Source organism: uncultured Zhongshania sp. (genome assembly GCF_963975605.1).
In the GTDB taxonomy this organism is placed as follows: domain Bacteria; phylum Pseudomonadota; class Gammaproteobacteria; order Pseudomonadales; family Spongiibacteraceae; genus Spongiibacter; species Spongiibacter aquimaris.
This window is the reverse complement of sequence record NZ_CAXBHN010000008.1, coordinates 21464-44301: the sequence shown is the minus strand read 5'-3', so window position 1 is coordinate 44301 and position 22838 is coordinate 21464. Positions and strand designations below refer to the sequence as shown.

The following is a 22838-nucleotide window of genomic DNA, read 5'->3' as shown; positions in this document are numbered from 1 at the left end:
GAGAATTTTTGAGCAGTGGTTTGATGATTTTGGTTTTATTTTGTCCTTACGGCTTGGTCAACTCCGAATGCGATGAAGGCAAACTAGAGAGTTAAGATGCGCGATCATTACAGAATAACAATAACGAATTACAGTGGTGCTAAGCACTACACTGTTACCCAGCTCATGCGCCGCTATATGGCCGGCCTTGGCATTTTGCTCGGAACTTGCTTTCTCGGCGGGTTTTTGGCGATTTTGTTTATGAGTACTCGCCTAGGTATGTTGAATACCGAAGTGGCGGAATTGCAGCAATATCAGGCCAAGATTAAGTCAGAAAACAGCGTTTTGATGGCGGAGCAGCGGCGCTTACAGCAAACTGTTGACGAAAAGGTAGCGGCGCTGTCGACCATGACCGACGAGCTTGGCTCTATTGAAACCATGATCGGATTAACCCCCGACCCCGATATAGCCCTTTATCAACGGCTGGATACGGCTAGCCAAACTGCGTCTGAAAAGCATCACATGCTAAATGCTATTCCCAGTGGTTACCCTCTATCTAATGCTTTTGTGACCAGTCGCTATGGTATGCGTAATCACCCCGTGCTGGGCAAAATGGCATTACACGGCGGAGCGGATTTACGCGCTGCGGTTGGTACCCCAGTTTATGCGACCGCCGATGGCGTGGTTGAGTGGGCGGGTATGAATACAAGTGGCTTTGGCAATATGATCAAATTAAGCCATAACTTTGGGTTTGTGACGGTATTTGGTCATTTGAGTAAATCCTCAGTGGCTATGGGTGATTATGTTCGTCAGGGCGATTTGATTGGCTATACCGGCAATACTGGCTTATCCAGTGCGCCACATCTTCACTACGAAGTACGATACTTACATCGACGCTTGGCTCCGGGTCCATTCATGGAATGGTCTTGGGAAAATTACGATGTTCTCTTTACTCGCGAGGAGCAAATAAAATGGGATTCCCTGGCAAAAACTCTAAGAAAACAGATGGTGGTTCCCGAACGACGGTGGTCGCAGCTGGCACCACGCTTACCGGTGACGTCGAGCTAAACGACGACTTTCATCTCGATGGCGTCATGAAGGGAAACCTGATTTCCAAAAATGATCTGATTGTAAGCACAAGTGGTCGTTTTACTGGCGATGTAAAAGCCAAGCGCGTATTGGTAAGTGGAATCTTAGACGGCAAGGTCGATGCCGACCGCTTAGAAATTGTCGCCTCTGGACAAGTGAGTGGTGAGATTAAAGTTCGCGAGTTGGTGATTGAGTCTGGCGGTCAATTTGTTGGCGCGAGCCAAGTAAAGAAGCATGACACCCCTCGCCTAACTTTTGTTAATGAAGATGCGGCAAAAACGCAAGAAACACAAGATTCGTCAGCTACAGAGAATCGTGCTAGTTAAATTAGTCTAAGTTTAAGGCGCTGTTTTTGCGGCGTCTTGCTCCCCCAGGTTTCGGGCAATCGCTAAGTTTTTTTCATTTCAGCTTCTTTTAGGTCGTTTCTACAGTCGCTAAGCCGTAAAATACGTCGTTTTGCTAACGTACATCTTATGAATACCGGGCAAGCCTTAGCGTAGCGATTCCCGCTGTGAATTGCGCGCGTCCTCTGAACATTTGACGCTTTTCGCGGTGCCTCCCTTCGAGCAGGCTAATCTTAGCCATTGTGTCAGGGTTTGCGAGCTTTGGGCTGCGCAGCTGCCTGCAACTAACGAGCTAGACGCTAAACGCTGGCGTAGTTTGAGGGGCACGGTTTGGAGTGCCGAGCCGGCGACACGGCGGTATTGATCAAGGATTTGGACGTTAAAGCTACAAGCTTCGTCGCCAAGCGCGGTAAAGCGGTGCGCGGTATCTCGTTGACGAATAATTCTGAACATATCGAAGGCCGAGTTAATGGTACGCGAATTGTGATAATTAGCGCGTATGTCAAAAAATCTAATTAGAATACGCTAAGATTCGGTATTGCTCAGCCAGGTGTCAACTTTGACGTAGGTTTTGTGCGGGGTGGTCGCCTAAAGATAGGCCACGCTTTACAATGACATTGGCTTTATTAATATCGTGTGGAATTCTCCGGTCTATGCCGGAATAACGTGAAGGACAAAATGAAAACCCCTAAACGCATACAACCGCTGATTGAAGATGGCATTGTTGACGAAGTACTTCGGCCATTGATGAGTGGTAAAGAAGCCTCTGTGTATGTAGTGCGCTGTGGCGACGAAATTCGCTGCGCAAAGGTGTATAAAGAAGCGGCACAACGTAGCTTTAAGCAGGCCGTTTTGTACCAAGAAGGCCGCAAAGTGCGCAATAGTCGCCGCGCGCGCGCGATGGAAAAAGGCTCGAAGTTTGGTCGCAAGCAGCAGGAAGATGCGTGGCATAACGCAGAGGTGGACGCGCTGTATCGACTAGCTAAGGCGGGCGTGCGGGTGCCAAAACCCTACGGCTGTTTCGATGGCGTATTGCTGATGGAGTTGGTTACCGATGAAGAGGGTGGCGTTGCGCCGCGCTTGAACGATGTGTCGATGTCGGCTGAACAGGCAATCGAAGACCATGCTCTTGTGATGCATTACGTGAAACTGATGTTGGTTGCCGGCCTGGTTCACGGTGACTTGTCGGAATTTAATGTCTTAGTTGATGAATACGGCCCGGTCATCATTGATCTGCCGCAGGCAGTCGACGCCGCGGGCAATAATAACGCCCGAAGTATGTTGGGTCGCGATATCAATAATATGACCGAATACTACGGTCAGTATGCCCCTGAATTGTTAGCGACGCGTTATGCTGACGAGATGTGGGCGTTGTATGAAGACGGCGAATTAAACGAAGATACCCCACTCAGTGGCGAGTTTGAAGACAGTGGTGAAGCGGCAGACGTGGATGCCGTGCTATTGGAAATTAAGGCGGTTATGGAAGAAGAGGCCGAGCGTCGCGAGCGAATCCGCGAAGCGAATGAAGAAGATTAAGCCTGAAATCCAAGTAGTGTAGAGAGGCCCTAGAATCGCTTGGTAATATTCAAGCCTTTGTCGCCAAACCTGAGTGTCAGAGTGCCATCGCGGCTGCGGCGCAATTCGCTGAGGTCGCGATTTTGAATATTCATATTGCCAAGATTTTTCGCGCCCAGCTGCCCCCAGGCAAGATGAGAGTCTCTCGTTTTTTCCTGATGAAATTTCCCTGAAATAAATTTTTTCCAAAGAGTCTGTTCGCGCTCATCGGCGGCAACATTGCAGCTGCCGGCCATCATCCAGGTCGCTACAGCTGCGGCACTGACTAACTTCTTCTGCAGTTTTAACCACTGCGCGAGGCGGATAGGTGTCAGTGATTGTTGCTCAACGAGGACTTCGCCGAGTCGACGATTCTTAAGGCTGTGCTCAGCTAATGCCGACTCCAGCTGTTGAGCTGTGATTTCGCCACTATTAAGCAGTAACTGCCCTAAGCTAAGCTGTAAGGTCTGCGTCAGGCTGCCGTCAGGCCTAAGTGCTTTTGCGTGAGTTGATAACTTTTTTTGGAGTTCAAGCAGTGTTTGTTTCTCTAAGCGGCTGAGTATGTCGCGTTGGACAAGTACCTCACCAAGGCGGCGGCGACTCCATTGCTGGGTATTTAAGGCGTCCTGCAAGGTGCTGGCGGATATGAATCCGCCAGCGATTAACAGTTGACCGAGTGAAACTGGTCTCGCAGATGCGTCGCTAGGTTTTGTAGCCTTCATAGAGTTACGGCTCCTATTCCGAAGTTACTGCGGAATGGATGAGTGCATAGACAACTCTATTGTCTACATTGCAGCGCTACCTTCAATACGTAGATGGCGCAGCTTAGTTTCGGTGTTTGTTAAATGCTAGGGCGGGATTTTAGTTTTAATTTGGGTAGGGTTTTGCGGTGCAGAGCAGGTCGCATCCTTGCGTAACCTGCTGTTGAAAGGCTGTGTCAGCGTACTGACACCGAGTCTTAGAAGCGGTATGTAACCTCTGCGCCGTAGGTGCGTGGCGGGCCTGCAAGGTAGCTGTCATGACCGAAACCAGCTTGCAGGTTTATACCGTAGCCGTCGTATTCTTTGTCCATCAGGTTTTTAACCCACAGCGAAATTGAGTAGCTGTCGTCGCTGGCATGCCAGCTAGTTCGGGCATTAAATAACCAGTAGGCGTCTTGGCGAATTTCGCCGTAGCCGAATTGGTCATTGTAAGCGCTATACCACTGGTCATCTTGAAAATTGCCGTTAACATTGGTCGTTAGATAGCCAGCTTCTGTTACCCAAATATCGTAATCCAGCGAGATGCTGTAGTTAAACTTGGGTGCGGAAATTAGCTCGTTGCCGCTGAGATCGACGCGATCATCTGCGTCGGCAATGGTTTCAGTGTTCGCTAAAGTAAGTTCAGAAAACTCAGTTTCCAGATAACCAAACCCGATTTGTAGAGTTAGTTTTTCGGTTAAGCGCGCCCATAATTCCGCTTCAGCACCGGCAATCTTCGAACTACCGGCGTTTTCAAGGAAGTTCGAGAAACCGACGACGTTAATAAATTGCTGGTCGGTATAGTCATAGGAAAACAAGGCGGCGTTTAAGCGCATGCTGTTGTCTAGCAGATCAGCTTTGAAACCAACTTCAAAGGCGTCGATATATTCAGGAGACGCGTAGGCGGTTTCAATCGGTCGGGCAAGGTAGTAGGCGCCGCCATTGAAACTGCCGCTGCGGTAGCCGTGACTGGCGCTAATATAGACCATTACGTCGTCGTTGATGCGGTAATCAAGTCCTAATTTGCCCGTCCATTCAGCCTCGTTGGCTTCCAGTGCGGGAGCGGAGTCAAGTGTATAGGGGCCGTGTGTGTATCCTATGTTCAGTAGGTTTGCCAGTAAGGTCGGGTCTCCGAGGATGTCGATCAGCTGTGACTGGGATAGTGGCAGAGAAATATATGCGTCATCGACACCAGTATTGTTTCCTGGCACATAGGTTCCTGTTGGGCTGCCGTCGTACTCCACGCGTGAAATATTAAAGTAGCTTTGCTCGTTGTCGTCTTTGGTGTAGCGCAGGCCTATATCCATGCCAAAACGATCGGTGAAATCAAAACGCATTTGTGAATACGCAGCTAGGCTGCTTTTCTTGGTTTCCATGCGCTGATCAAGCATGCCGTAGTTCAGTAGAAACGGATATTGTTGGGCGGTATCCGGTTTCGCTATGCCCACGCGAACATCCGGTGGCGTGTCGAAGATGTCATAAATATTATTCATGAACTGGTCTTCATAGCCGTAATAGAGACCGGCAATAATATTAAACATGCCGTCGAATTCGGATGAGAAACGCAAATCTTGACTGTAACCGATGGTGTTTGAGGACCAGGTAATAGTAAGCAGATCATTCGGTGAGCCGTCGGTGTCAGCCAACTGGTAGTAGTCGGCGTCGTAGTATGAGCTTACCGATGTGATCGAGTAATTATCGCCAGAAAAAGTGATCGTTAGGCCGGCAATGTCGGTGTTGGTAATAAGAGGGCCGACGTCGTTGGCTTCAGTCTCATGGAAATCTAAATTGCGACTTTCGCGCGAGTAGCCGTTGTAGTCGGAATTTGGTGAGCCAATCAGATCGGTACGGCCTTCGTTGCGCGCGGGAGTACTCAGCGCGTCGTTACCAGAAACAGTATATTTAAATACCGCATCCCAGGTGTCGTTGGGTGCAAAATGCAGCGCCAAGCGCCCGCCGCGGAAATCAGTTTGGGCGCCATTTTCACCGCGACCAACGATATCAACATAGCCTTCATCGCGCTTAAAACTGAGTGCGCCGCGGGCAGCTAAAATACCTTCTATAAGTTCGGTTTCCGCGCCAGCTTCGGCGCTGGTGGCGTTGAAGCTCCCCGCGCCCAATTTGACGTAATTGTTGGCTTCACCACCAAATTGTGGGGTGCGGGTAATGATGTTTATCGCGCCACCCGTGGTGTTTTTGCCGTATAGGGTGCCCTGCGGGCCGCGCAATACTTCTAAGCGCTCAATATCAAAAAAGTTAGCGCCGTGGCTGTATACCGGTGCGAGATAGGTTTCGTCGACGTAGACCCCGATTGGGCTGGCTTGGTTAGAGCTATAGTCAGACATGCTGACGCCGCGAATAGAGAAAATAGGTTGAATGTCACCGTAGGGGCCGCTGACCTGCATATTGGGAACTTGTGCGGAGATATCGCTGGCATTTTCGAAGCCGTATTTGTCGAGCTGGGTGCCTGTTAAACCGGTTACTGCCACGGGAATATCTTGCGTACTCTGGCTGCGCTTTTGCGCCGTAACCAGCACCTCTTCAAGCATGGGTGCGGCGACAGCACAATTTACTGCACTAGCAATGGTAAGACAGATGCCAGCGTTTACTAAGTGCCGGCGACTCTTTTGTGTTGCTGAGCGACGTTGCTGCATAGACTGATCCTTTCAAGCGGTGACAGGTTGGTATTATTTAAGAATTTTAGAGCGTGGATAATGCCGAAGTCCCTTTGTTATAAATTGTCATTTGGCGACTTATTCTTGTCTTTTGATGACAGCTTGCCCGGTTATTATTCACATTATGTTTTCTGTGAAAGCTGCTCATTGCTTGTAGAGCTTAGCTTAGTGTTCTTGTTTCGTCGCAGTGTGGACGGCTTTTCTATAAACATTGGGCGTGACACCGAACCAGCGTTTGGCTGCGCGATTAAATGAACTCTGCTCTTGATATCCGAGCAGTCCTGCAATTTGAGCCATTGGCATTCGCTGTTCGGCGAGGAAGTTTTTGGCATCGTGTCTGCGTATTTCGTCAACTAACTCTTCGAATACATGGCCTTCGTCTTTTAATCGACGTTGCAGAGTGCGTTGGTGCATATAGAGCTCTTTGGCCACGGTTTTGATGTTGCAGCACTGTGCTGGCAGCAGACGGCTAATAATAAACCGGGTTTGTTCTATAAATGTAAATGGCGAGTTGCTACCTTTTTTAATGACGTAGTTAGCGATGATGTCGCGTTGGAAGGAGTCTGCGGTTTTAATTGGGAAATCGAATTGTTCCGGGGTGAGCACCAGCGCATTGCAGTCCTGATTGAACAGTACCGGACAGCCGAAATGACGCTTGTAAATTTTTGCATCCAAGATTCGGTCGTGTCTGAATAAAATGGTTTCGGGCTTTTTTCGATTTTCGGTGAGCATCGCGTGTACGTTTGCCATCAAGCCAATGGACATTTCTGTAGTCTGGTGCCGGTAGGGAAAGTCGGCGACGTTGATGTCTAGCATCAGGCGTGGAAAATTTGGTGCCGAGGTGTTGTCTAGCGTCAGTTTTATGGCGGGGCTGTGGTGGGCTATATAGCGCGCGATACAAAATAGGGCGTCGCGAACAGTGCTGGAGGCGCGTGCCATAATGGCGATCGGGCCAAGGGTTTCTAGGTTTTGTGTTTTAGATAGGCGCAGGCCAAAGTCGGCGCACTGTAATTTTTCTGCGGTCGCTTCTAATAACTGCATTAAGCTGTGAAAGAAAATTAAATAGTCGAGATCACCTAGACGTTCTGGGTCAATATTGAACTGTTTTAATAAGGGGGCTGGGTCTTCGTTGAGGCTGCGAACGAGCTCAGAGTAACCACTGAGCGCGGTTGAACGTACTAAGGGGCGCATAAGTGTCCTTTCAATAAATAGCCAGCAAAATGTCGTCAAATGATAACTTTTAGAATAGTCTTATCAAGCCACTGTTGCCAGCATTTGCATTGGTGTGTTTTGCCTTGGCATTGAGTTTTTGTTCGAGAAATTAGGTTAGCGTCAAAAAAGCGATGGTAAAAATGTGCCGAGTGAATAGATTTGCGGGGCGATGCAATACAACTTCTCGACTGACAACATACAACAATAAGAGAGTGTGACATGGGATATTTCTTGCGCGTATGTGCTATCGCAGTTTTGGTGTTATTTATTGGAGGCCTGGCATTGTTTGCCCGTTCTCCGCTTGAGCCGGTGGCATTTACGCCGCCAGCGAGTGCTGCCTTTGCAGAAAATAATCGTTTGTCGACGCTCAAAACCTATTTGCACGATGTGGGTGTGGGGCCAGAAGATGTCGTAAAAGGTCCCAATGGGCTTTTCTACACCGGTTATATGGATGGCCGGATCGTGTGTTTTGGGCTAAGGGACGGCGAGCCTGACCCCAGTACTATTCGGGAGTTTGTGAATACCGGCGGTCGCCCGCTGGGAATGCAGTTTGATGGCGCGGGAAATTTAATTGTTGCCGACGCATTTAAGGGCTTGTTGTCTGTGGCGGCCAGCGGCGAGATTAGTGTTTTAGTCCACTACGATCATGAGCTTAATTTTCGCTTTATCGACGATGTCGATGTGGCCGAAGACGGCACAATTTGGTTTAGCGATGTTTCGACTCGCTTTGGCTTGCATGATTACATTTACGATTTGCTAGAGGCTAGCGCGACGGGTCGACTGTTGAGTTCCTCTCCAGCCAGTGGCGAGCTCAAGGTGCGTGTCAGCGGTCTTTATTTTGCTAATGGGGTAAGTCTTGGTCCTGACGATAGCTGGGTATTAGTCAATGAAACGGGCGCATCGCGGGTGACTCGCCTTTGGCTAAAAGGACCAAAGGCAGGTGTTCAAGATGTGTTTATCGACTATTTACCAGGTATGCCTGACAACATCAGCTTTAATGGTAGCGATACTATTTGGCTGGCCATACCGGCATTGCGAAGCAAAGAGATTGATCTATTGGCGCAGTACCCATTGATACGTAAATTATTGGGTGGTTTGCCGGCCAACATGCTGGTGCCGACTAGTGATCTCGGTTTTGTGCTCGGACTCAGTTTGGATGGCGTCGTGAAGTTTAATTTACAGTCTCATGACGGACGGTACCACACAGTGACTAGCGTAAATGAGTACGATGGCCTGCTCTGGCTCGGTAGCTTGGCAATGCCTTCAATTGCTGTGCTACCGGTGCCGCAGGCAGAGTGACATGACAGGTGCTGAGTTAGTGTTGTCGGCACCTCTCTGGTTTAACCCTGCAAATGTACCGCGTGAAAGCGCAGGTGCTCTTCAATAAAGCTGGCGATGAAATAGTAGCTATGGTCGTAGCCGTCGTGGCTATTTAGCTCAAGCGGATAAGCACTGGCATTGGCGGCAGCCGTGAGGGTTTCTGGTTTTAGTTGTTCTTCCAGAAACTGATCAGCGTTGCCTTGCTCAACTCTTGCGGGTACAAATTGTCGTGCGTTGCGCATGAGTTCGCTGGCGTCGTGTTGCCGCCACTGGGATTTATCGTCACCTAAATACTGCGTAAAGGCCTTTTGCCCCCAGGGGCAATTTATCGGATTGCTGATGGGGCTGAATGCAGATACCGATTGGTAGCGCAGTGGATTTTTTAGCGCGATAGTTAGTGCGCCATGGCCACCCATTGAATGGCCTGAAATTGAGCGCATGCCAGACACGGGGAAATTCGCCTCGATGAGGGTAGGCAATTCTTCCACAATATAGTCGTACATTTGGTAGTGCCGATTCCACGGCGCTTGGGTGGCGTTGACATAAAACCCCGCGCCTTTACCTAGGTCGTATCCTTCATCGTCAGCTACGTCGTCACCACGCGGGCTGGTATCGGGAGTGACAATCGCGATGCCGAGCTCGGCGGCGATAGCTTGTGCACCGCTTTTCTGCATAAAGTTTTCATCGGTGCAGGTCAGTCCTGACAGCCAATAGAGTACCGGAACGGTATCACCTGTGGACACTTGGGGCGGCAGATAAATCGCAAAACGCATATCGCAATTCAGCACGGCGGAGCGGTGACTATACTGCTTGTGCCAACCACCGAAGCTTTTATTACTGCTGATGTTTTCAATACTCATAAGGTATTACATTGCCCCTTGGGGCAATGTCCTCTTCGTTATATGGCGGATTTAATAATGCACAACTGAGCGAATGCTTTTACCTTCATGCATAAGCTCAAATGCCTCGTTAATCTGTTCCAGCGGCATGGTGTGGGTAATGAAATCACTGAGTTTAAATTCGCCGGCAAGGTAGCGCTCTACGTAGTCTGGCAATTCTGAGCGACCTCTAACGCCACCGAAGGCGGTACCGCGCCAGACTCGGCCCGTTACAAGCTGGAAGGGGCGTGTAGATATTTCTTGGCCTGCGCCTGCAACCCCAATGATCACGGATTCGCCCCAGCCTTTATGGCAGCATTCTAGGGCTGAGCGCATGGTGTTCACATTGCCGATACATTCAAAGGAAAAGTCCACGCCGCCATCGGTCATACCCACAATCACTTCTTGAATGGGTTTGTCGAAGAGTTTGGGATTAATGCAGTCTGTTGCACCTAATTTCTTCGCCAATTCAAATTTAGACTCGTTGATGTCGATGGCAATGATACGGCTGGCTTTGGCCATGACGGCCCCAATTACGGCTGACAAGCCTATACCACCTAAACCGAATATAGCGACGGTGTCGCCTTGTTTGACTTTGGCTGTGTTCATCACCGCACCCATGCCGGTGGTAACACCGCAGCCGAGTAGGCAGACTTCTTCAAGCGGCGCACTGGGGTTCACTTTTGCCAGTGATATCTCTGGTAGCACGGTGTACTCCGAGAACGTGGAGCAGCCCATATAGTGAAAGATGGCTTGTCCGTCTTTGTAAAACCGCGTAGTGCCGTCTGGCATAAGCCCTTTACCCTGGGTTTCGCGAATTTTCTGGCAGAGGTTGGTTTTTCCTGACAGGCAAAATTTGCACTCGCCGCATTCGGGGGTGTAAAGCGGAATTACGTGGTCGCCAACTGCCACGCTGGTCACACCTTCGCCGACCTGTTCAACAATACCGCCGCCTTCATGGCCGAGAATGGCAGGGAAAATACCCTCTGGATCATCGCCCGACAAGGTAAATGCGTCTGTGTGGCATACGCCGGTGGCGACGATGCGGACAAGCACCTCGCCTGCCTTGGGTAGCATGACGTCGACTTCTTCAATTTTTAATGGCTGGCCGGGACCCCAGGCCACAGCGGCTTTAGATTTTATAAATTGGTCTGACATGAAGTCGCTCCGAGAGATGGTTAGGTGATAATGATTGTAGAGAACGGCCTTGATTGTAATTGTTTCCTCATTGTGTGTAATGTTCATTATATGTAAAAGACTTTTACGAGGCGGTAATAATGTCGGAATGGAATGGGATTAGTGAATTTGTCGCGGTAGCGGAAACCGCGAGTTTTACGGCGGCGGCAAAACGTCTTCGCCTTTCTGTGGCGCAGATAAGTAGACAGGTCGCTAGCTTGGAGGCGCGTCTCAAGGTGAAGTTGCTTTATCGCACCACCCGTAAAGTTGCGCTCACTGAAGCGGGTGCTGTTTATTTTCGACACTGTAGCCATGCCCTGGAGGGTTTGCTAGACGCAGAAAGAGCGGTATCCGATCTGCAGGCCACGCCTCAGGGTAAGATAAAACTTACCGCACCGATTACCTTTGGTGAGGAGCGGGTCATGCCGTTGATCAATGATTTTATGGCGCTAAATCCTCAGTTAGAGGTTGAGTGTTTGCTATCAAATCAATTGGTGGATATTTTGGCTGACGGCTATGATCTGGCAATTCGCCTGGGTCACTTGCAGGATTCGAGCATGATTGCGCGAAAACTGTCTGCGCGGCGGCGCCATGTTTGCGCCGCTCCTGACTATATAAGTCGTTTTGGTGTGCCGCATACAGTATCAGAATTAGATCAGCATGAATGTTTGGTGGGCGGGTCAGGGTACTGGCGTTTCATGGAGAGTGGAAAAGCGCGAAGCATTAAAGTGTCGGGTCGAATTCAGTGCAATAGCGCTTACGCCTTAGTTGATGCCGCGCTCAAGGGCTTGGGCTTAATCCAGGTGCCGGACTACTATGTTCAAGATCATATCAAACAAGGGCGCTTATTGATGGCCTTGGATTTTTATCAGGAACCAGAAGAAGGTATTTGGGCCTTGTATCCTTTTAATCGTCAGCTGTCACCCAAGATTAAAAGTCTGGTGGATTACCTGGCGGAACACATGGGGTGAGAAACGTATAACGGATAAAGCCCGCGGAAATTTTCTTACCCCGAATCTGTTGAGCGATTTGTGCGAGAAATTTGTTTGCTCTACTTTTATAAACTCTCAAGCATTTCGCGCATCTTGTCCTTCACTAAATTGATCGCTTTGTATGGGCGGAGCATCACTTTAAAATCGGCGATCTTGCCGTCGTGATCCCAGCGGATCATGTCCACGCCATTGACCTGCACACCATCGACATCGACCATAAATTCCAGGATGGCATTTTTGCCATCGGCGACCTCGCGCACGTAGTGAAAACTGTCGTTGAGAAGGACGTGGAATGCGGCGCTGAGGTACATCTTGGTGACCTCTTTGCCGACTTGTGGGGTGTATACTACAGGTGAATGGAATGTCGCGTTGTCGGCGAGGATATCGTCAAGCATGGCGATATCGCGGGTGGTAATAGCGTGGTGCCAGTCGGCGAGTTGATTAGGCATTCGGGTATCTCTGTCAGATTATTATTGTCCAAGCATAGCAGACACTCATATTAGCGGTGATCACGATACGTGTTTTGTGGTCGCGCTCTCCACCTCTAAGTTTCTTGCGCAGCCGTGGCTCTGGTCGCAGGTCGTACGCAATTTATTGGCAGCTGCGATGCTGTCGTGATTGCCTCATCGGGTAGTTTGGTAAACTAAACGACCCTCTAGTGCCGGGGCGTGTGATAAGAAATCCCATGTTTTTTGATTTTTTTGTGTTTTGTCACAATACATTAATACGAATGTCACAATTCGACACGATAATTACTCCGTTAAGGGCCCTCGTGCAGTGCGTGTAGGTTGCCGCAAGATTGATTAGCTGCCTAAGGGCGACGGAGTAGGTAATGAGTGTAAATAGTTTTGTACGTGTAATGATGCTGGCAGTGGTTGCAGTGGCCGCAGCGCCGATGAGTGCAGTGGCTGATGAGCCGGTGCAATTGATTGAAGAAGTGACTGTTGTTGGTGCGGTTCGCGCTGGCGCTGTTGAGGTCGCGGATATTGATGTGGCTAGTGATCAAACACTGCAAGAAATGCCGGTTGCTTACGAATAAGTCTGGCTTTTAGAAAATCAGTTTTACCCCCACTTTTTGGTCTTTTGTCAGGAGGCGCTGTGCATTCAGCGTCTCCTGATTTGTATTGCTGATGCGATAAGTATTTTATGTAACTGTTCGTTAATTTTTAGAATGTCACTTTGATCGCCATTACTCAGGCCCAGCGCGATATAGCCAGCGGTAAAGTCCCCCAAGCCACTGTCGAAGCTCTCCCATTTACTGCCTGTCCATGCCTGCACCCACGCGTGAGGCACAAACACGTATTTGCGCCCCAAAAATCGTTCGTTGTTATAGGCCAATCCAAATACCACTCTGGTGGGTATGTTCGCAGCTCGGGCGAGGGTAGCTAGTAATAAGGCGTGCTCAGTGCAATCGCCCTGCTGACTATTAAATGCCTCTAAGGCAGTTGCATAGCCGGAGTAGCTGGGTTCGTCGCTCATATGTCGGGTCACAAAACGCGTGAGGCGCTGCATCTGCCCGCTGGGGTCGGAATCTTGATCTGGTAGCAGTTCTGCGACTAGATTTTTGAATATCGGGTTCTGCGCGGGCAGCCAGTAATTGTCCTTGAGTGCGGTATTCAGATCGTCGTCGCTGGGTGACGATTCTGTTCCGCAGTCGCCGCAGACGACAAGCTCTGTACCCTCCGGGCTAACAGCTACGCTCTGCTCGTAAGTGGTGGGCGGCTGCAAATCAAAATCACCACTTAAGTGATAGCGTATTTTTCCCTGCAGGGCGCTATCACTAATGCGATAGGGCGATTGTATGAGCTGCCGGTAGACATGGGTGTTTGGTATAAAGTCAGCTGTCGCGCAGGCGCGGTCACAGCTCGCAAATAGAACGTCTCCGCCGTTTGAGTGGCTGCGCTCTGTTAGTGGGTAAAAGTGTGCGTCAGTGAAAATATCACTAGTCTTGCTGCTTTCGCCGATCGCGGTGGCTTTTTGTATATGCCATGCATAAGCGGGGTTGGCTGAGTCGGTATAGGCTTTGATTGTTAGACTGATCTTGTCGAAGCTGCGGGTACTAAAATTCCAACTGTAATACGTCAGGAGCGCATCGCGCGGCTCGTGCTTTAGCAGGGCCAGTCGAAGGCCTTCCGGTAGATAGAAAGGCTCCGGAATGGCATATTTCTCCGCCTTGGCGTCTTGTTTTAGCGTTACCACAAGCGTATTTCCGCTCACCTTTGCGTTCATTTGGTGGTTGGCGGTTTCCGAGGTCATGGTTTTACTTAGCGAAATAGCCTTGCCGTCAATCGACTCTTGATAGCTCAGAATCGTACTGATTTTACGGTCGCGGGTTCCGGGTTGGCTCAAGGTGAGCGCCAGAGTTTCTGTGCTGTTGATGCGCTCGCTATTAAGTTCTCTCCGAATATGACGATATCCCATCTTATGGTCCCGAAGGCTGACAGTTTGCCATTGATCCCTAAGGAGGCTGCTTAGCTCAGCGGATTTTACTGCGGCTGACGGTGGGGTAGAGGCGCAGGATGCCAGCAGGATCGCACTAATTAACATCGCTATCTGGCTAGCCGGCCAGTGCGTGTTGGCTTTTGAATGAGTAAGCACCTGCAATATCTTCACGGTTGACTACTTAGCAGTTGCTGTTCACGTAGCCAGGCATAGCTTTTGGCAACAACTTGCTGGCAGTCCTCCTGTAAGGCCATGTGTCCCGTGCCGGTGATGACACCGTGGCTAACATGCTGGGAAACCCTGGCGATATTACGGGCAAAATCCTTGGGTTTGTGAAGGTAGGAGTGCTCCGCACGCAAGACCAGGGTCGGAACCGTAATATGGCGCAAAGCTTGCCATGGCGAATAGGTGTGTTGAAAGTTGTGGGCTTCCCATTCGCGACCGTAGCGCAGGGTAAAGCTGCCATCGTCTTGCTCGACTAGGCCCGCTTGTGCGTAATCGTCGAACGCCGCGTCAGAAAATCGCCGGTAGGCCGACTTTTCTCGGTGATAGTTGATGAATGCTTCGCGGCTTTCCCAGTGTGTTTTTCTGCGTAGGGTACTTTTTACAAGCTTCATTTGGCCCATCAACGTGGTGGGCGCGATTGTCGCAATCTTGGGCATGATGCGGCCTGGAATAGCAGCGGGATCGAACATTAACAAGGCTTTAAACAAATCCGGTCGTTTGGCAGCGGCCAAGGCGCTTACCGTGCCGCCGATTGAGTGGCCCATGGCGATAACTGGGCCTTTATGTTGGCTTACGCGCCGGTGGTCGAGAAAGGCAATTAAATCGTCGGCGTGTTGGCGCCATGTGAAGCCGCGCGACGGAGGCTCTTGGTTCCATGCGCCCCGGTTCTCAAGCCCGATAAGGCTAAAGTCACGCTTAAAGTGGTCGAGGAAAAATCGGTAACTCCCTATCGGGAAGCCATTAGCTGCGGAGAAATGCAGTGTGTCGCTATTTGACTCAGATTCGAGCCAGCGTGCAGGCCCGCGGCCAAAATCGAGGAGGTGGTGAGTAAGCATGGTGTGGGGCAGTGAACTCATATTGTGTATTGCGCAAGCATACCATGTAGAAAAGTGCCACGTGCAATGTCAGTTCGCGAGTTTACTTGGGCGGCGGAAATAGAAATTTGGTGTGCGCTATCAGGGTATTCTCTTATACAGAGAGTGCGACTTCGGCCGTTAAGTGGGTTACGTATGAGGGCAATAGTCGACGAAGTGTTTTCGTCAGCTGACATTATGCCCAGCTAGGTAAACAAGGCATTGGAGAAGTCCGTTGGATATCGCAACTCTTTTAGGCATGTTGGGCGCGCTGGGTGTCATTGTCGTGGCAATTTTAATCGGCGGCAGCGCGAGTGGGTTTATTGATGCGCCAAGTCTGTTGATTGTGGTTGGTGGTGGCTTACTCGCCAATTTGGTGAAGTTTCCACTGGACCAAACCTTGGGCGCGTTCAAGGTGGCGTCCCGCGCATTTGTCCACAAGACAACAAGCTCTGAAGCCTTGATTGCTCAGTGCATGGAAATGGCTGGTGTGGCCCGTAAAGAGGGCTTGCTTGGTCTAGAGTCGCTTGAAATTAGTAATGAATTCTTGAATAAGGGCGTGCAAATGGCAATTGATGGCCACGACCCAGAATTTGTGCGCCGAGTGCTAAACAAAGAAATAAATTTGGCCATTGAACGTCATGAGATGGGCGAGTCCGTGTTTAAGGGCTTTGGCGAATCCGCTCCCGCTATGGGTATGATCGGTACTCTCGTGGGCCTGGTGCAGATGATGTCGAATATGTCTGATCCCAAAGCGATAGGGCCCGCCATGGCGGTTGCCTTGCTAACTACCCTTTACGGCGCTGTTCTGGCTAATGTTGTCGCTCTTCCGATTGCTGAAAAGCTGGCGTTCAGAACATCTGAGGAGCGTCGCAATCGTCATCTCATACTTGAAGCGGTTGACGGTATTCAAGAGGGTATTAATCCTCGGGTTCTTGAGTCCCTGCTGTCCACTTACTTGCCAGACAATAAGCGCGAGCCTGATAAAAAGGCGGAGGAGGCGTAAGTAAGTGGATGATGCACATGTTAAAAAGCCTGACGCGGGTGCGCCAGCGTGGGTACTTACTTTCGCTGACTTGATGTCTTTGCTCTTGGCATTCTTTGTGTTGCTGTTTTCGTTCTCGGAAATGGATAAGCAAAAATTTAAAGAATTGTCTGGTTCGATGAAAGACGCGTTTGGTGTGCAGCGCGAGGTGCCGGCGTTTAAGCCGCCAATTGGTACCAGCATGATAGCGCGGGACTTCACTCCCGGCACGGTGAGGCCGACTGCAGAGAATCAAGTACGCCAAGAAGCTATGCGCGAAATGACGGATTTTGTGTCGGTCGAAGCCGATGACCAAATGTTAGATGACCTTGAAAAGGTGAAAGCGCATCTGCAATTGGAGATTAGTGAAGGTCTCGTCGAAGTTGAGAACGATGGCAATAAAGTGATTATTATTCGAATTCGTGAAAGAGGGTCATTCCCGTCTGGTAAGGCGGATCTTTCGCCAGGATTTGACGCGGTTATTGTTAAATTTGGCAACGTCTTGGATGATATTTCTGGTCAAATTGTGGTGGCGGGCCACACAGACAACCGTCCAATTCATACCGATAGATTTTATTCAAATTGGGATTTGTCATCAGCGCGAGCTGCGACTGTGATTCGCAGTATTGTTGAAAGCAGTGGTCAATCACCTGCCCGCTTTAGGGTGGCGGGGTACGCGGATACCAGGCCTATTGCTGATAATAAGACTGTCGAAGGACGGGCGAGAAATCGTCGAGTTGAGATCTTCATGTTGCGAGGAGCAACTCAGGACCCTGTGATGGGTGGCGTTGTGGGTGAATTTGAAACGTCGATGGGGGAAAACTAGTATTATTTGAGGGCTGAATAATCTTTTTAGTGCTTAAGCTGGCATTCAGTTAACTCCTGATACTTTACACTCACACAAAGGAGAAACGATGATGACAAATACTAAAGCACTAAATAGTGGAAGCCCTGCGTTGATCCGTAACGTTGCGCTGACCGTGCTGCTGATCGCCGCGGTGGCGGTGTCGCCTAAACAGGCTCATGCAGACGGCATAGAAACGGCGGCCGCAATCATGATTGGTGCGGCGGTATTGTACGCCGCGCACGACTCAAATAAAGATGATCGACATTATCGCCATGGTCATGTGCACGACAGGCGCTGTGGTCATCAGGTGGGTTATCGTGATAACTCGCACTATAATCGTTACGGTAATAACTATAGCTACAATAACGGCGGGTATCGAAATCAGCATGTCTATACTGACGTTCATACCAACCACGGCAAAAACTACTATTACCGAGACAAGAAACACAATAATGGCAAAAAGTACGGCCATGATAAGCACGATAATCGGTTTGACCGCTTCGCTCGCGATAACCATGATCGTCGTTACCAAGGTAATAATGATCATCAGGGGCGCGGAAACCTAAACGATCGTCAAAAACACAATGCGAACTACTGGAATACCCGCGTCAAGGTCAGCGATAGGCACTAAGTAAATACGCAAACCTAGTGTGGTAACACCTAAAGATAATGCCGGATTCGTTCCGGTATTTTTTTGTCTGGCAATTGATGGTCTTGCTTACCCAATTTGCTCGGTATAATGAAGGCAGACTTTGACAGCCATTTGAATAGGATGAACGATGACCACAGAACAGCTTATAGCAAAACTAAATATCGCACCGCAGCCATTTGCTGACGTTATTGCGGTGATTGATGCGGAGTATGTATTCACTCCCACCGCATTTTCTAACGGTGAGCAAAAGAACGCTGCCGGCACAAATAACGGATCCTGCAAGATTTTTGCATTTGGACTTTTACATCATTTGGGTCAGCAGGCAACGCTAAATGCCTTTGGCGATTTTTATACGCAAGATGTGCTTGCGAATCCGGGCGCTAATGATCACGCCAATATCCGCAATTTTATGCGTGAGGGCTGGGGTGGGGTACATTTTGAAGGGGACGCATTAAAACGTGCTTGAAACTCGAATACGCCCCAGTGATGGGGCGTGAAAACATAGCTTAGCTGCCAATGCTGCCCATCATCGATTGCTGGTAATTCTGGATTCCCACTTTGTCGATAAGGCTTAGCTGAGTTTCCAGCCAGTCGATGTGTTCTTCTTCAGATTCTAAAATGTCTTCCATTAGCTCGCGGCTGATATAGTCGCCAACCGATTCGCAATATTTAATACCGTCCTTGAGGTCGGGGACGGCCTTTAGCTCGAGGCTAAGGTCACACTCCAGCATTTCCTTGGTGTTTTCGCCAATCAGTAATTTGCCGAGATCTTGTAGATTAGGCAGACCTTCTAAAAATAGGATTCGTTCGATGAGCTTATCGGCGTGTTTCATTTCGTCGATTGATTCGTGATATTCGTAGTCGGCTAGCTCTTTCAATCCCCAGTCTTTGAACATCCGAGAGTGGAGAAAATATTGGTTAATCGCTACGAGTTCATTGCCGAGGGCTTTATTGAGGTAGGCAATAACCTTGCTGTCACCTTTCATGATTCCTGTCCTTTCTGCGATTAGCTATATGCGAGCGCTAAGTGTGCTTGCAGAAAGGTCTGAAAGTCAAGCTAAGTAATTGATTTATAAGGCATATAGAGAAGAGTAAAGCTAATCGTTATCAGTTGCGTTACGCGGCTGCATAACACAGATTTTCATCATAGCTGTTGAGGTAGCTATCGTACACATCGCGAGCGAGCGAGCCGCATTTTCCGCATTGGCTGGCTAATTCAAGTTGGCGACGAACCTCACGGAAGCTACCTGCGCCGCTATCTACAGCGTCGCGTATGTGCTTATCGGTAATACCTTTACAGAGACAAACGTACATTCTATTTTAAATCTCACTGGGTTCGAAATCTAATGGCAACGATAATGCAAATGAGAATGCTTGTCAATTAAGATTTTGCTGGCGATTCAATCCGCTTTTAATAGTGAATGGCTATGGTAGCGATAAGAAAATTCAATGGGATTGGCCGAGGGTGGCGTGTATGATTGCCGATCGAAACTGAGTTTTTTTCGGCATTCCTTGTCGTTTTATAAACATAAGAAACCGTCACAAACTAAGTATATTGCCTCGCTGTACAGGGTGAGATAACTAGTGAGTGAAAGTTTCTTCAACTACTAATCAGAGGTGTTTTACATGGGTGTTCTTGTAGGCAAGCCAGCTCCAGACTTCACATGCGCAGCAGTGCTTGGCAATGGTGAAATTGTTGATAGCTTCACATTGAGCGAAGCTGCCAAAGGCAAATATGCTTTGTTGTTCTTCTATCCACTAGACTTCACATTTGTGTGCCCGTCTGAGCTGATCGCATTAGATCACCGCATGGATAAATTCCGTGAGTTGGGTGTAGAGGTGATCAGTGTGTCTATCGACTCACAGTTTACCCACAATGCATGGCGTAACACGGCAATCAAAGACGGCGGTATTGGCCCTGTGACTTACACTATGGCCGCTGACGTTCGTCACGACATTTGCCGCGCTTACGATGTTGAAGCTGAAGGCGGTGTTGCATTCCGTGGCGCGTTCTTGATCGACAAAGCTGGTTTGGTTCGCTCACAGTTGATCAACGATCTGCCTCTTGGCCGCAATGTGGATGAATTGGTGCGCCTGGTTGAAGCACTACAATTCCACGAAGAGCATGGCGAAGTATGCCCAGCTGGCTGGAATAAAGGCGATAAGGGCATGAATGCCTCTCCAGATGGCGTTGCTGCTTACTTGGCTGAGAATTCAGATAAGCTGTGATGAGATAGTCGGGCGTCGGAAGTCGGACGTCAGATGCTAAAACGAAAAAGCCCGATGCGTACCACGCATCGGGCTTTTTTCATCCGACGCCCAAGCTCAGACGTCCGACCAAATTTCGCAATTAAGCGAAATTAGCCGCAGCAAATTCCCAGTTCACCAAATTCCAAAAGCCTTCCAAGTATTTTGGACGGGCATTGCGGTAGTCGATGTAGTAGGCGTGTTCCCATACGTCGGCGGTAAACAGTGGCGTTTGACCTTCGCGGGCAATTGGGGTGTCAGCATCATCGGTATTAACGATTTCTAAGCTGCCATCGGTGTTTTTAACAAGCCACGTCCAGCCTGAGCCAAAGTTGCCGACGGCCTTGCCGTTAAATGCGGTTTTGAATTCGTCAAAAGAACCAAACGCCTTATCGATAGCAGCAGCCAGGTCGCCAGTTGGCGCGCCGCCGCCATTTGGGCTTAGGCTATTCCAATAAAAAGTGTGGTTCCAAACTTGGGCGGCTTGGTTGAATAAAACGCCACTAGACGTCTTGATGATGTCTTCGAGTGATTTACCCTCGTACTCGCTGCCTGGCACTAGTTCGTTTAATTTGGTCAGGTAGGCGTTGTGGTGTTTGCCGTGGTGGAAGTCGAGGGTTTCGGCAGAAATATGCGGCTCTAGCGCGTCTTTTGCGTAGGGTAGAGCAGGTAGTTCAAAAGCCATGTGATTCTCTCCTGAGTATGGTTTTGTGTAGTAAAACGGTTAAATGTTGCACCTGATTTACATGATGCTGCGCTGACATTTCACTGTTGGTCGTGAATTAATCCAGCAAAATCAGGGCCAACGCCAGCCGCCTAATTGCTGCCAGCGATTGACGATCTGGCAAAATAATTCGGCGGTTTTAAAGGCATCGTAAGCAGCGCTGTGAGCTTCGCTATTGTTGAAGTCAATATCGGCTAACTGACAAGCTCTAGCTAACACGGTATGGCCGTAGGCAAGTCCCGAAAGACTGGCGGTGTCCATTACCGAAAAGGGGTGGAAGGGATTACGTTTGATATTGCTACGTTCAATGGCGGCCAATACAAAGCCGAGATCGAAGTGCGCATTGTGCCCCACCAGCACCGCACGGGTGCACCCATTAGCTTTTACTTGTTGGCGAATTCGCTTCATTAGCTCGCCCATGACAGTCACTTCTTTTTGTGCCTGTCGTAATGGGTTATGGGGATCAATGCCGGTAAATTCAAGGGCGGCGGGTTCTAAATTTGCGCCCTCGAAAGGTTCTACGTGGTAGCTCACGGTGTCGTCGGGCTCTAACTGGCCAGAGTCATCCATGCGTAAAAACGTAGCGGCAATTTCGAGAACCGCGTCGGTTTGGCAGTTGAAGCCGCCGGTCTCGACGTCGATAACCACCGGTAGGAAGCCTCTAAAGCGCTGCGCAATCATCGATTTTTCATCGCTGAAATCCATATTAGTCTCAGGCTAGCTGCCAGTGCAGTTGTTCACCGCCACGCAGTGGGTAAATGGTGTCGGTGCCGAGCGGAAGTAGCTCTGGTGCGGTCCAACTTTTTTTCTGCAAAATAATTGAGTCACTATTGCGGGGCAAGCTGTAAAAATCGGGCCCGTAAAAGCTGGCGAAAGCTTCGAGTTTGTCGAGTTTTCCTGCTGTTTCAAAGGCTTCGGCATAAAGCTCAATTGCTGCGTAGGCGGTATAGCAGCCAGCGCAGCCGCAGCTGGTTTCTTTGCGATTGCGGGCATGCGGAGCAGAGTCTGTGCCCAAGAAAAATTTAGGGCTGCCAGAGCTTGCAGCGGCAATGAGTGCTTGCTGATGCGTGTTGCGCTTAAGAATGGGTAGGCAATAGTAGTGCGGGCGAATGCCGCCGGCCAGCATGTGATTGCGGTTGTACAGCAAGTGGTGGGCGGTGATGGTCGCCGCAACCTTATCTCCAGACTCGCTCACAAACTGAGCCGCGTCAGCGGTCGTAATATGTTCAAGGACTAGTTTCAACGCTGGAAATTGCTTGCAGATATGTCGTAGATATCGGTCGATGAATTGCGCTTCACGATCAAAAATATCGATCTCGGCGTCGGTGACTTCGCCGTGAACAAGCAGCGGTAAACCGTGCTTTTCCATGCTTTCTAGCACCGGATAGAGCTTTTCGATGTTGGTAACACCGGAGTCTGAGTTAGTCGTTGCGCCGGCGGGGTAAAGTTTTGCAGCGTAGACCACGTCTGAGGCCGCCGCGGCGGCAATGTCTTCTGGTTGGGTGTTGTCGGTGAGATATAGCACCATCAAAGGCTGAAGCTTGTGGCCAGTTGCTGGGAGCGCTTGTTCAATGCGCTGCTGATATGCCCTTGCCTCGGCAAGATTGCGTACCGGCGGCGTCAAGTTTGGCATGACGATTACGCGACCGAAATAGCGGCTCGCGTCGGCTACGGTATGGCGTAAAACCTCGCCGTCTCGCAAATGGATATGCCAGTCGTCGGGGCGGGTAATTTCTAGGGTTTGCATGCTGAGCCTTAGTGCTAGCGTCCACCGGTCACCCGTTTTGGGTCGGCTTTTGGAGGCGTGATCTTAGGTCGAGAATGCTACAGTAATTTGCAGGGTGTATAAACACCTGCCGCGCTG

The 22838-nt window shown here is 49.7% G+C and carries 25 protein-coding genes; 12 read left to right on the top strand and 13 right to left on the bottom strand.

Annotated features, from left to right (window positions below):
- The first annotated feature begins 96 nt into the window (after nt 1-96).
- The 4 genes from AAC007_RS09075 to AAC007_RS09060 all read left to right on the top strand — a co-directional run bounded on the left by AAC007_RS09075 (nt 97) and on the right by AAC007_RS09060 (nt 2948).
- On the top strand, nt 97-1047 hold the full coding sequence (locus AAC007_RS09075) for a M23 family metallopeptidase (protein WP_295874160.1): 951 nt from the start codon (nt 97-99) through the stop codon (nt 1045-1047).
- A complete protein-coding gene (locus AAC007_RS09070) occupies nt 1005-1394 on the top strand; it encodes a polymer-forming cytoskeletal protein (RefSeq protein WP_339676122.1) in 390 nt (129 codons plus the stop codon). Before AAC007_RS09075 ends, AAC007_RS09070 begins: the two co-directional genes overlap by 43 nt.
- Before the next feature lie 348 nt (nt 1395-1742).
- On the top strand, nt 1743-1931 hold the full coding sequence (locus tag AAC007_RS09065) for an alkylphosphonate utilization protein (protein ID WP_339676120.1): 189 nt from the start codon (nt 1743-1745) through the stop codon (nt 1929-1931).
- A 159-nt stretch (nt 1932-2090) separates the two neighbouring features.
- Nucleotides 2091-2948, top strand: coding sequence for a PA4780 family RIO1-like protein kinase (locus AAC007_RS09060; RefSeq protein ID WP_339676117.1), 858 nt, complete (start codon nt 2091-2093; stop codon nt 2946-2948).
- Nucleotides 2949-2977: 29 nt separating this feature from the next.
- Here the strand turns inward: AAC007_RS09060 and AAC007_RS09055 are convergent, their stop codons facing one another.
- The 3 genes from AAC007_RS09055 to AAC007_RS09045 all read right to left on the bottom strand — a co-directional run bounded on the left by AAC007_RS09055 (nt 2978) and on the right by AAC007_RS09045 (nt 7572).
- A complete protein-coding gene (locus tag AAC007_RS09055) occupies nt 2978-3688 on the bottom strand; it encodes a hypothetical protein (RefSeq protein WP_339676114.1) in 711 nt (236 codons plus the stop codon).
- Between the two features lie 236 nt (nt 3689-3924).
- Nucleotides 3925-6360 (bottom strand): TonB-dependent receptor, encoded by a 2436-nt coding sequence (locus tag AAC007_RS09050; protein WP_339676112.1) that lies wholly within the window; start codon nt 6358-6360, stop codon nt 3925-3927.
- Between the two features lie 186 nt (nt 6361-6546).
- Entirely contained in the window at nt 6547-7572 is a 1026-nt protein-coding gene (locus tag AAC007_RS09045) for an AraC family transcriptional regulator (protein WP_339676111.1), read from the bottom strand.
- 240 nt (nt 7573-7812) lie between these two features.
- On the opposite strand from AAC007_RS09045, the gene AAC007_RS09040 reads away from it, so the two are divergent.
- Nucleotides 7813-8892 carry an SMP-30/gluconolactonase/LRE family protein gene (locus AAC007_RS09040; RefSeq protein ID WP_339676110.1) on the top strand — a complete coding sequence of 360 codons (1080 nt, stop codon included), beginning with the start codon at nt 7813-7815 and terminating at the stop codon, nt 8890-8892.
- 41 nt (nt 8893-8933) lie between these two features.
- On the opposite strand, the gene fghA is transcribed toward AAC007_RS09040, so the two are convergent.
- Nucleotides 8934-9773, bottom strand: a complete 840-nt coding sequence (fghA, locus tag AAC007_RS09035; RefSeq protein WP_339676108.1) for an S-formylglutathione hydrolase — start codon at nt 9771-9773, stop codon at nt 8934-8936.
- Nucleotides 9774-9824: 51 nt separating this feature from the next.
- Nucleotides 9825-10949, bottom strand: coding sequence for an S-(hydroxymethyl)glutathione dehydrogenase/class III alcohol dehydrogenase (locus AAC007_RS09030; RefSeq protein ID WP_296436104.1), 1125 nt, complete (start codon nt 10947-10949; stop codon nt 9825-9827).
- Between the two features lie 119 nt (nt 10950-11068).
- Between AAC007_RS09030 and AAC007_RS09025 the strand changes: the two genes are divergently transcribed.
- Entirely contained in the window at nt 11069-11938 is an 870-nt protein-coding gene (locus AAC007_RS09025; RefSeq protein ID WP_295874126.1) for a LysR substrate-binding domain-containing protein, read from the top strand.
- 86 nt (nt 11939-12024) lie between these two features.
- Here AAC007_RS09025 and AAC007_RS09020 read toward each other — a convergent pair whose 3' ends face one another.
- A complete protein-coding gene (locus tag AAC007_RS09020) occupies nt 12025-12408 on the bottom strand; it encodes a nuclear transport factor 2 family protein (protein ID WP_295874124.1) in 384 nt (127 codons plus the stop codon).
- A 383-nt stretch (nt 12409-12791) separates the two neighbouring features.
- Here AAC007_RS09020 and AAC007_RS09015 point away from each other — a divergent pair, with 383 nt between their 5' ends.
- On the top strand, nt 12792-12998 hold the full coding sequence (locus AAC007_RS09015; RefSeq protein ID WP_295874122.1) for a hypothetical protein: 207 nt from the start codon (nt 12792-12794) through the stop codon (nt 12996-12998).
- A 65-nt stretch (nt 12999-13063) separates the two neighbouring features.
- On the opposite strand, the gene AAC007_RS09010 is transcribed toward AAC007_RS09015, so the two are convergent.
- Entirely contained in the window at nt 13064-14557 is a 1494-nt protein-coding gene (locus tag AAC007_RS09010; protein WP_339676104.1) for a transglutaminase domain-containing protein, read from the bottom strand.
- A gap of 11 nt (nt 14558-14568) precedes the next feature.
- Nucleotides 14569-15483 (bottom strand): alpha/beta hydrolase, encoded by a 915-nt coding sequence (locus AAC007_RS09005; RefSeq protein WP_339676103.1) that lies wholly within the window; start codon nt 15481-15483, stop codon nt 14569-14571.
- A 232-nt stretch (nt 15484-15715) separates the two neighbouring features.
- On the opposite strand from AAC007_RS09005, the gene pomA reads away from it, so the two are divergent.
- From pomA to AAC007_RS08985, 4 genes are all read left to right on the top strand, one after another.
- A complete protein-coding gene (gene pomA, locus AAC007_RS09000) occupies nt 15716-16486 on the top strand; it encodes a flagellar motor protein PomA (RefSeq protein WP_219042595.1) in 771 nt (256 codons plus the stop codon).
- A gap of 4 nt (nt 16487-16490) precedes the next feature.
- Nucleotides 16491-17330, top strand: coding sequence for a flagellar motor protein MotB (locus tag AAC007_RS08995; RefSeq protein WP_295874112.1), 840 nt, complete (start codon nt 16491-16493; stop codon nt 17328-17330).
- An 88-nt stretch (nt 17331-17418) separates the two neighbouring features.
- Nucleotides 17419-17982, top strand: coding sequence for a hypothetical protein (locus tag AAC007_RS08990; RefSeq protein WP_339676102.1), 564 nt, complete (start codon nt 17419-17421; stop codon nt 17980-17982).
- Between the two features lie 148 nt (nt 17983-18130).
- A complete protein-coding gene (locus AAC007_RS08985; protein ID WP_296436092.1) occupies nt 18131-18469 on the top strand; it encodes a HopJ type III effector protein in 339 nt (112 codons plus the stop codon).
- Nucleotides 18470-18509: 40 nt separating this feature from the next.
- Here AAC007_RS08985 and bfr read toward each other — a convergent pair whose 3' ends face one another.
- Both bfr and AAC007_RS08975 read right to left on the bottom strand, forming a co-directional pair.
- On the bottom strand, nt 18510-18989 hold the full coding sequence (bfr, locus tag AAC007_RS08980) for a bacterioferritin (protein ID WP_219042592.1): 480 nt from the start codon (nt 18987-18989) through the stop codon (nt 18510-18512).
- Nucleotides 18990-19119: 130 nt separating this feature from the next.
- Complete coding sequence (locus AAC007_RS08975; RefSeq protein ID WP_295874102.1) at nt 19120-19317, bottom strand: bacterioferritin-associated ferredoxin; 198 nt, start codon at nt 19315-19317, stop codon at nt 19120-19122.
- A gap of 312 nt (nt 19318-19629) precedes the next feature.
- On the opposite strand from AAC007_RS08975, the gene AAC007_RS08970 reads away from it, so the two are divergent.
- The gene (locus AAC007_RS08970; protein WP_219042590.1) at nt 19630-20232 is read left to right on the top strand and encodes a peroxiredoxin C; all 603 of its coding nucleotides are present in this window, start codon (nt 19630-19632) and stop codon (nt 20230-20232) included.
- A gap of 121 nt (nt 20233-20353) precedes the next feature.
- Here the strand turns inward: AAC007_RS08970 and AAC007_RS08965 are convergent, their stop codons facing one another.
- From AAC007_RS08965 to pyrC, 3 genes are all read right to left on the bottom strand, one after another.
- Entirely contained in the window at nt 20354-20935 is a 582-nt protein-coding gene (locus tag AAC007_RS08965) for a Fe-Mn family superoxide dismutase (RefSeq protein WP_295874097.1), read from the bottom strand.
- A 111-nt stretch (nt 20936-21046) separates the two neighbouring features.
- A complete protein-coding gene (gene rnt, locus AAC007_RS08960; RefSeq protein WP_219042588.1) occupies nt 21047-21679 on the bottom strand; it encodes a ribonuclease T in 633 nt (210 codons plus the stop codon).
- 7 nt (nt 21680-21686) lie between these two features.
- Nucleotides 21687-22721 carry a dihydroorotase gene (gene pyrC / locus AAC007_RS08955; protein ID WP_339676097.1) on the bottom strand — a complete coding sequence of 345 codons (1035 nt, stop codon included), beginning with the start codon at nt 22719-22721 and terminating at the stop codon, nt 21687-21689.
- Nucleotides 22722-22838 lie beyond the last annotated feature (117 nt).

Bases quoted from the DNA above. Each gene is read 5' to 3' on its own strand.
- AAC007_RS09075 (WP_295874160.1), top strand. From the start codon at position 97: ATGCGCGATCATTACAGAATAACAATAACGAATTACAGTGGTGCTAAG.
- AAC007_RS09060 (WP_339676117.1), top strand. From the start codon at position 2,091: ATGAAAACCCCTAAACGCATACAACCGCTGATTGAAGATGGCATTGTT.
- AAC007_RS09055 (WP_339676114.1), bottom strand. From the start codon at position 3,688: ATGAAGGCTACAAAACCTAGCGACGCATCTGCGAGACCAGTTTCACTC.
- AAC007_RS09050 (WP_339676112.1), bottom strand. From the start codon at position 6,360: ATGCAGCAACGTCGCTCAGCAACACAAAAGAGTCGCCGGCACTTAGTA.
- AAC007_RS09045 (WP_339676111.1), bottom strand. From the start codon at position 7,572: ATGCGCCCCTTAGTACGTTCAACCGCGCTCAGTGGTTACTCTGAGCTC.
- AAC007_RS09040 (WP_339676110.1), top strand. From the start codon at position 7,813: ATGGGATATTTCTTGCGCGTATGTGCTATCGCAGTTTTGGTGTTATTT.
- fghA (WP_339676108.1), bottom strand. From the start codon at position 9,773: ATGAGTATTGAAAACATCAGCAGTAATAAAAGCTTCGGTGGTTGGCAC.
- AAC007_RS09030 (WP_296436104.1), bottom strand. From the start codon at position 10,949: ATGTCAGACCAATTTATAAAATCTAAAGCCGCTGTGGCCTGGGGTCCC.
- AAC007_RS09025 (WP_295874126.1), top strand. From the start codon at position 11,069: ATGTCGGAATGGAATGGGATTAGTGAATTTGTCGCGGTAGCGGAAACC.
- AAC007_RS09020 (WP_295874124.1), bottom strand. From the start codon at position 12,408: ATGCCTAATCAACTCGCCGACTGGCACCACGCTATTACCACCCGCGAT.
- AAC007_RS09015 (WP_295874122.1), top strand. From the start codon at position 12,792: ATGAGTGTAAATAGTTTTGTACGTGTAATGATGCTGGCAGTGGTTGCA.
- AAC007_RS09005 (WP_339676103.1), bottom strand. From the start codon at position 15,483: ATGAGTTCACTGCCCCACACCATGCTTACTCACCACCTCCTCGATTTT.
- AAC007_RS08990 (WP_339676102.1), top strand. From the start codon at position 17,419: ATGATGACAAATACTAAAGCACTAAATAGTGGAAGCCCTGCGTTGATC.
- AAC007_RS08985 (WP_296436092.1), top strand. From the start codon at position 18,131: ATGACCACAGAACAGCTTATAGCAAAACTAAATATCGCACCGCAGCCA.
- bfr (WP_219042592.1), bottom strand. From the start codon at position 18,989: ATGAAAGGTGACAGCAAGGTTATTGCCTACCTCAATAAAGCCCTCGGC.
- AAC007_RS08975 (WP_295874102.1), bottom strand. From the start codon at position 19,317: ATGTACGTTTGTCTCTGTAAAGGTATTACCGATAAGCACATACGCGAC.
- AAC007_RS08970 (WP_219042590.1), top strand. From the start codon at position 19,630: ATGGGTGTTCTTGTAGGCAAGCCAGCTCCAGACTTCACATGCGCAGCA.
- AAC007_RS08965 (WP_295874097.1), bottom strand. From the start codon at position 20,935: ATGGCTTTTGAACTACCTGCTCTACCCTACGCAAAAGACGCGCTAGAG.
- rnt (WP_219042588.1), bottom strand. From the start codon at position 21,679: ATGGATTTCAGCGATGAAAAATCGATGATTGCGCAGCGCTTTAGAGGC.
- pyrC (WP_339676097.1), bottom strand. From the start codon at position 22,721: ATGCAAACCCTAGAAATTACCCGCCCCGACGACTGGCATATCCATTTG.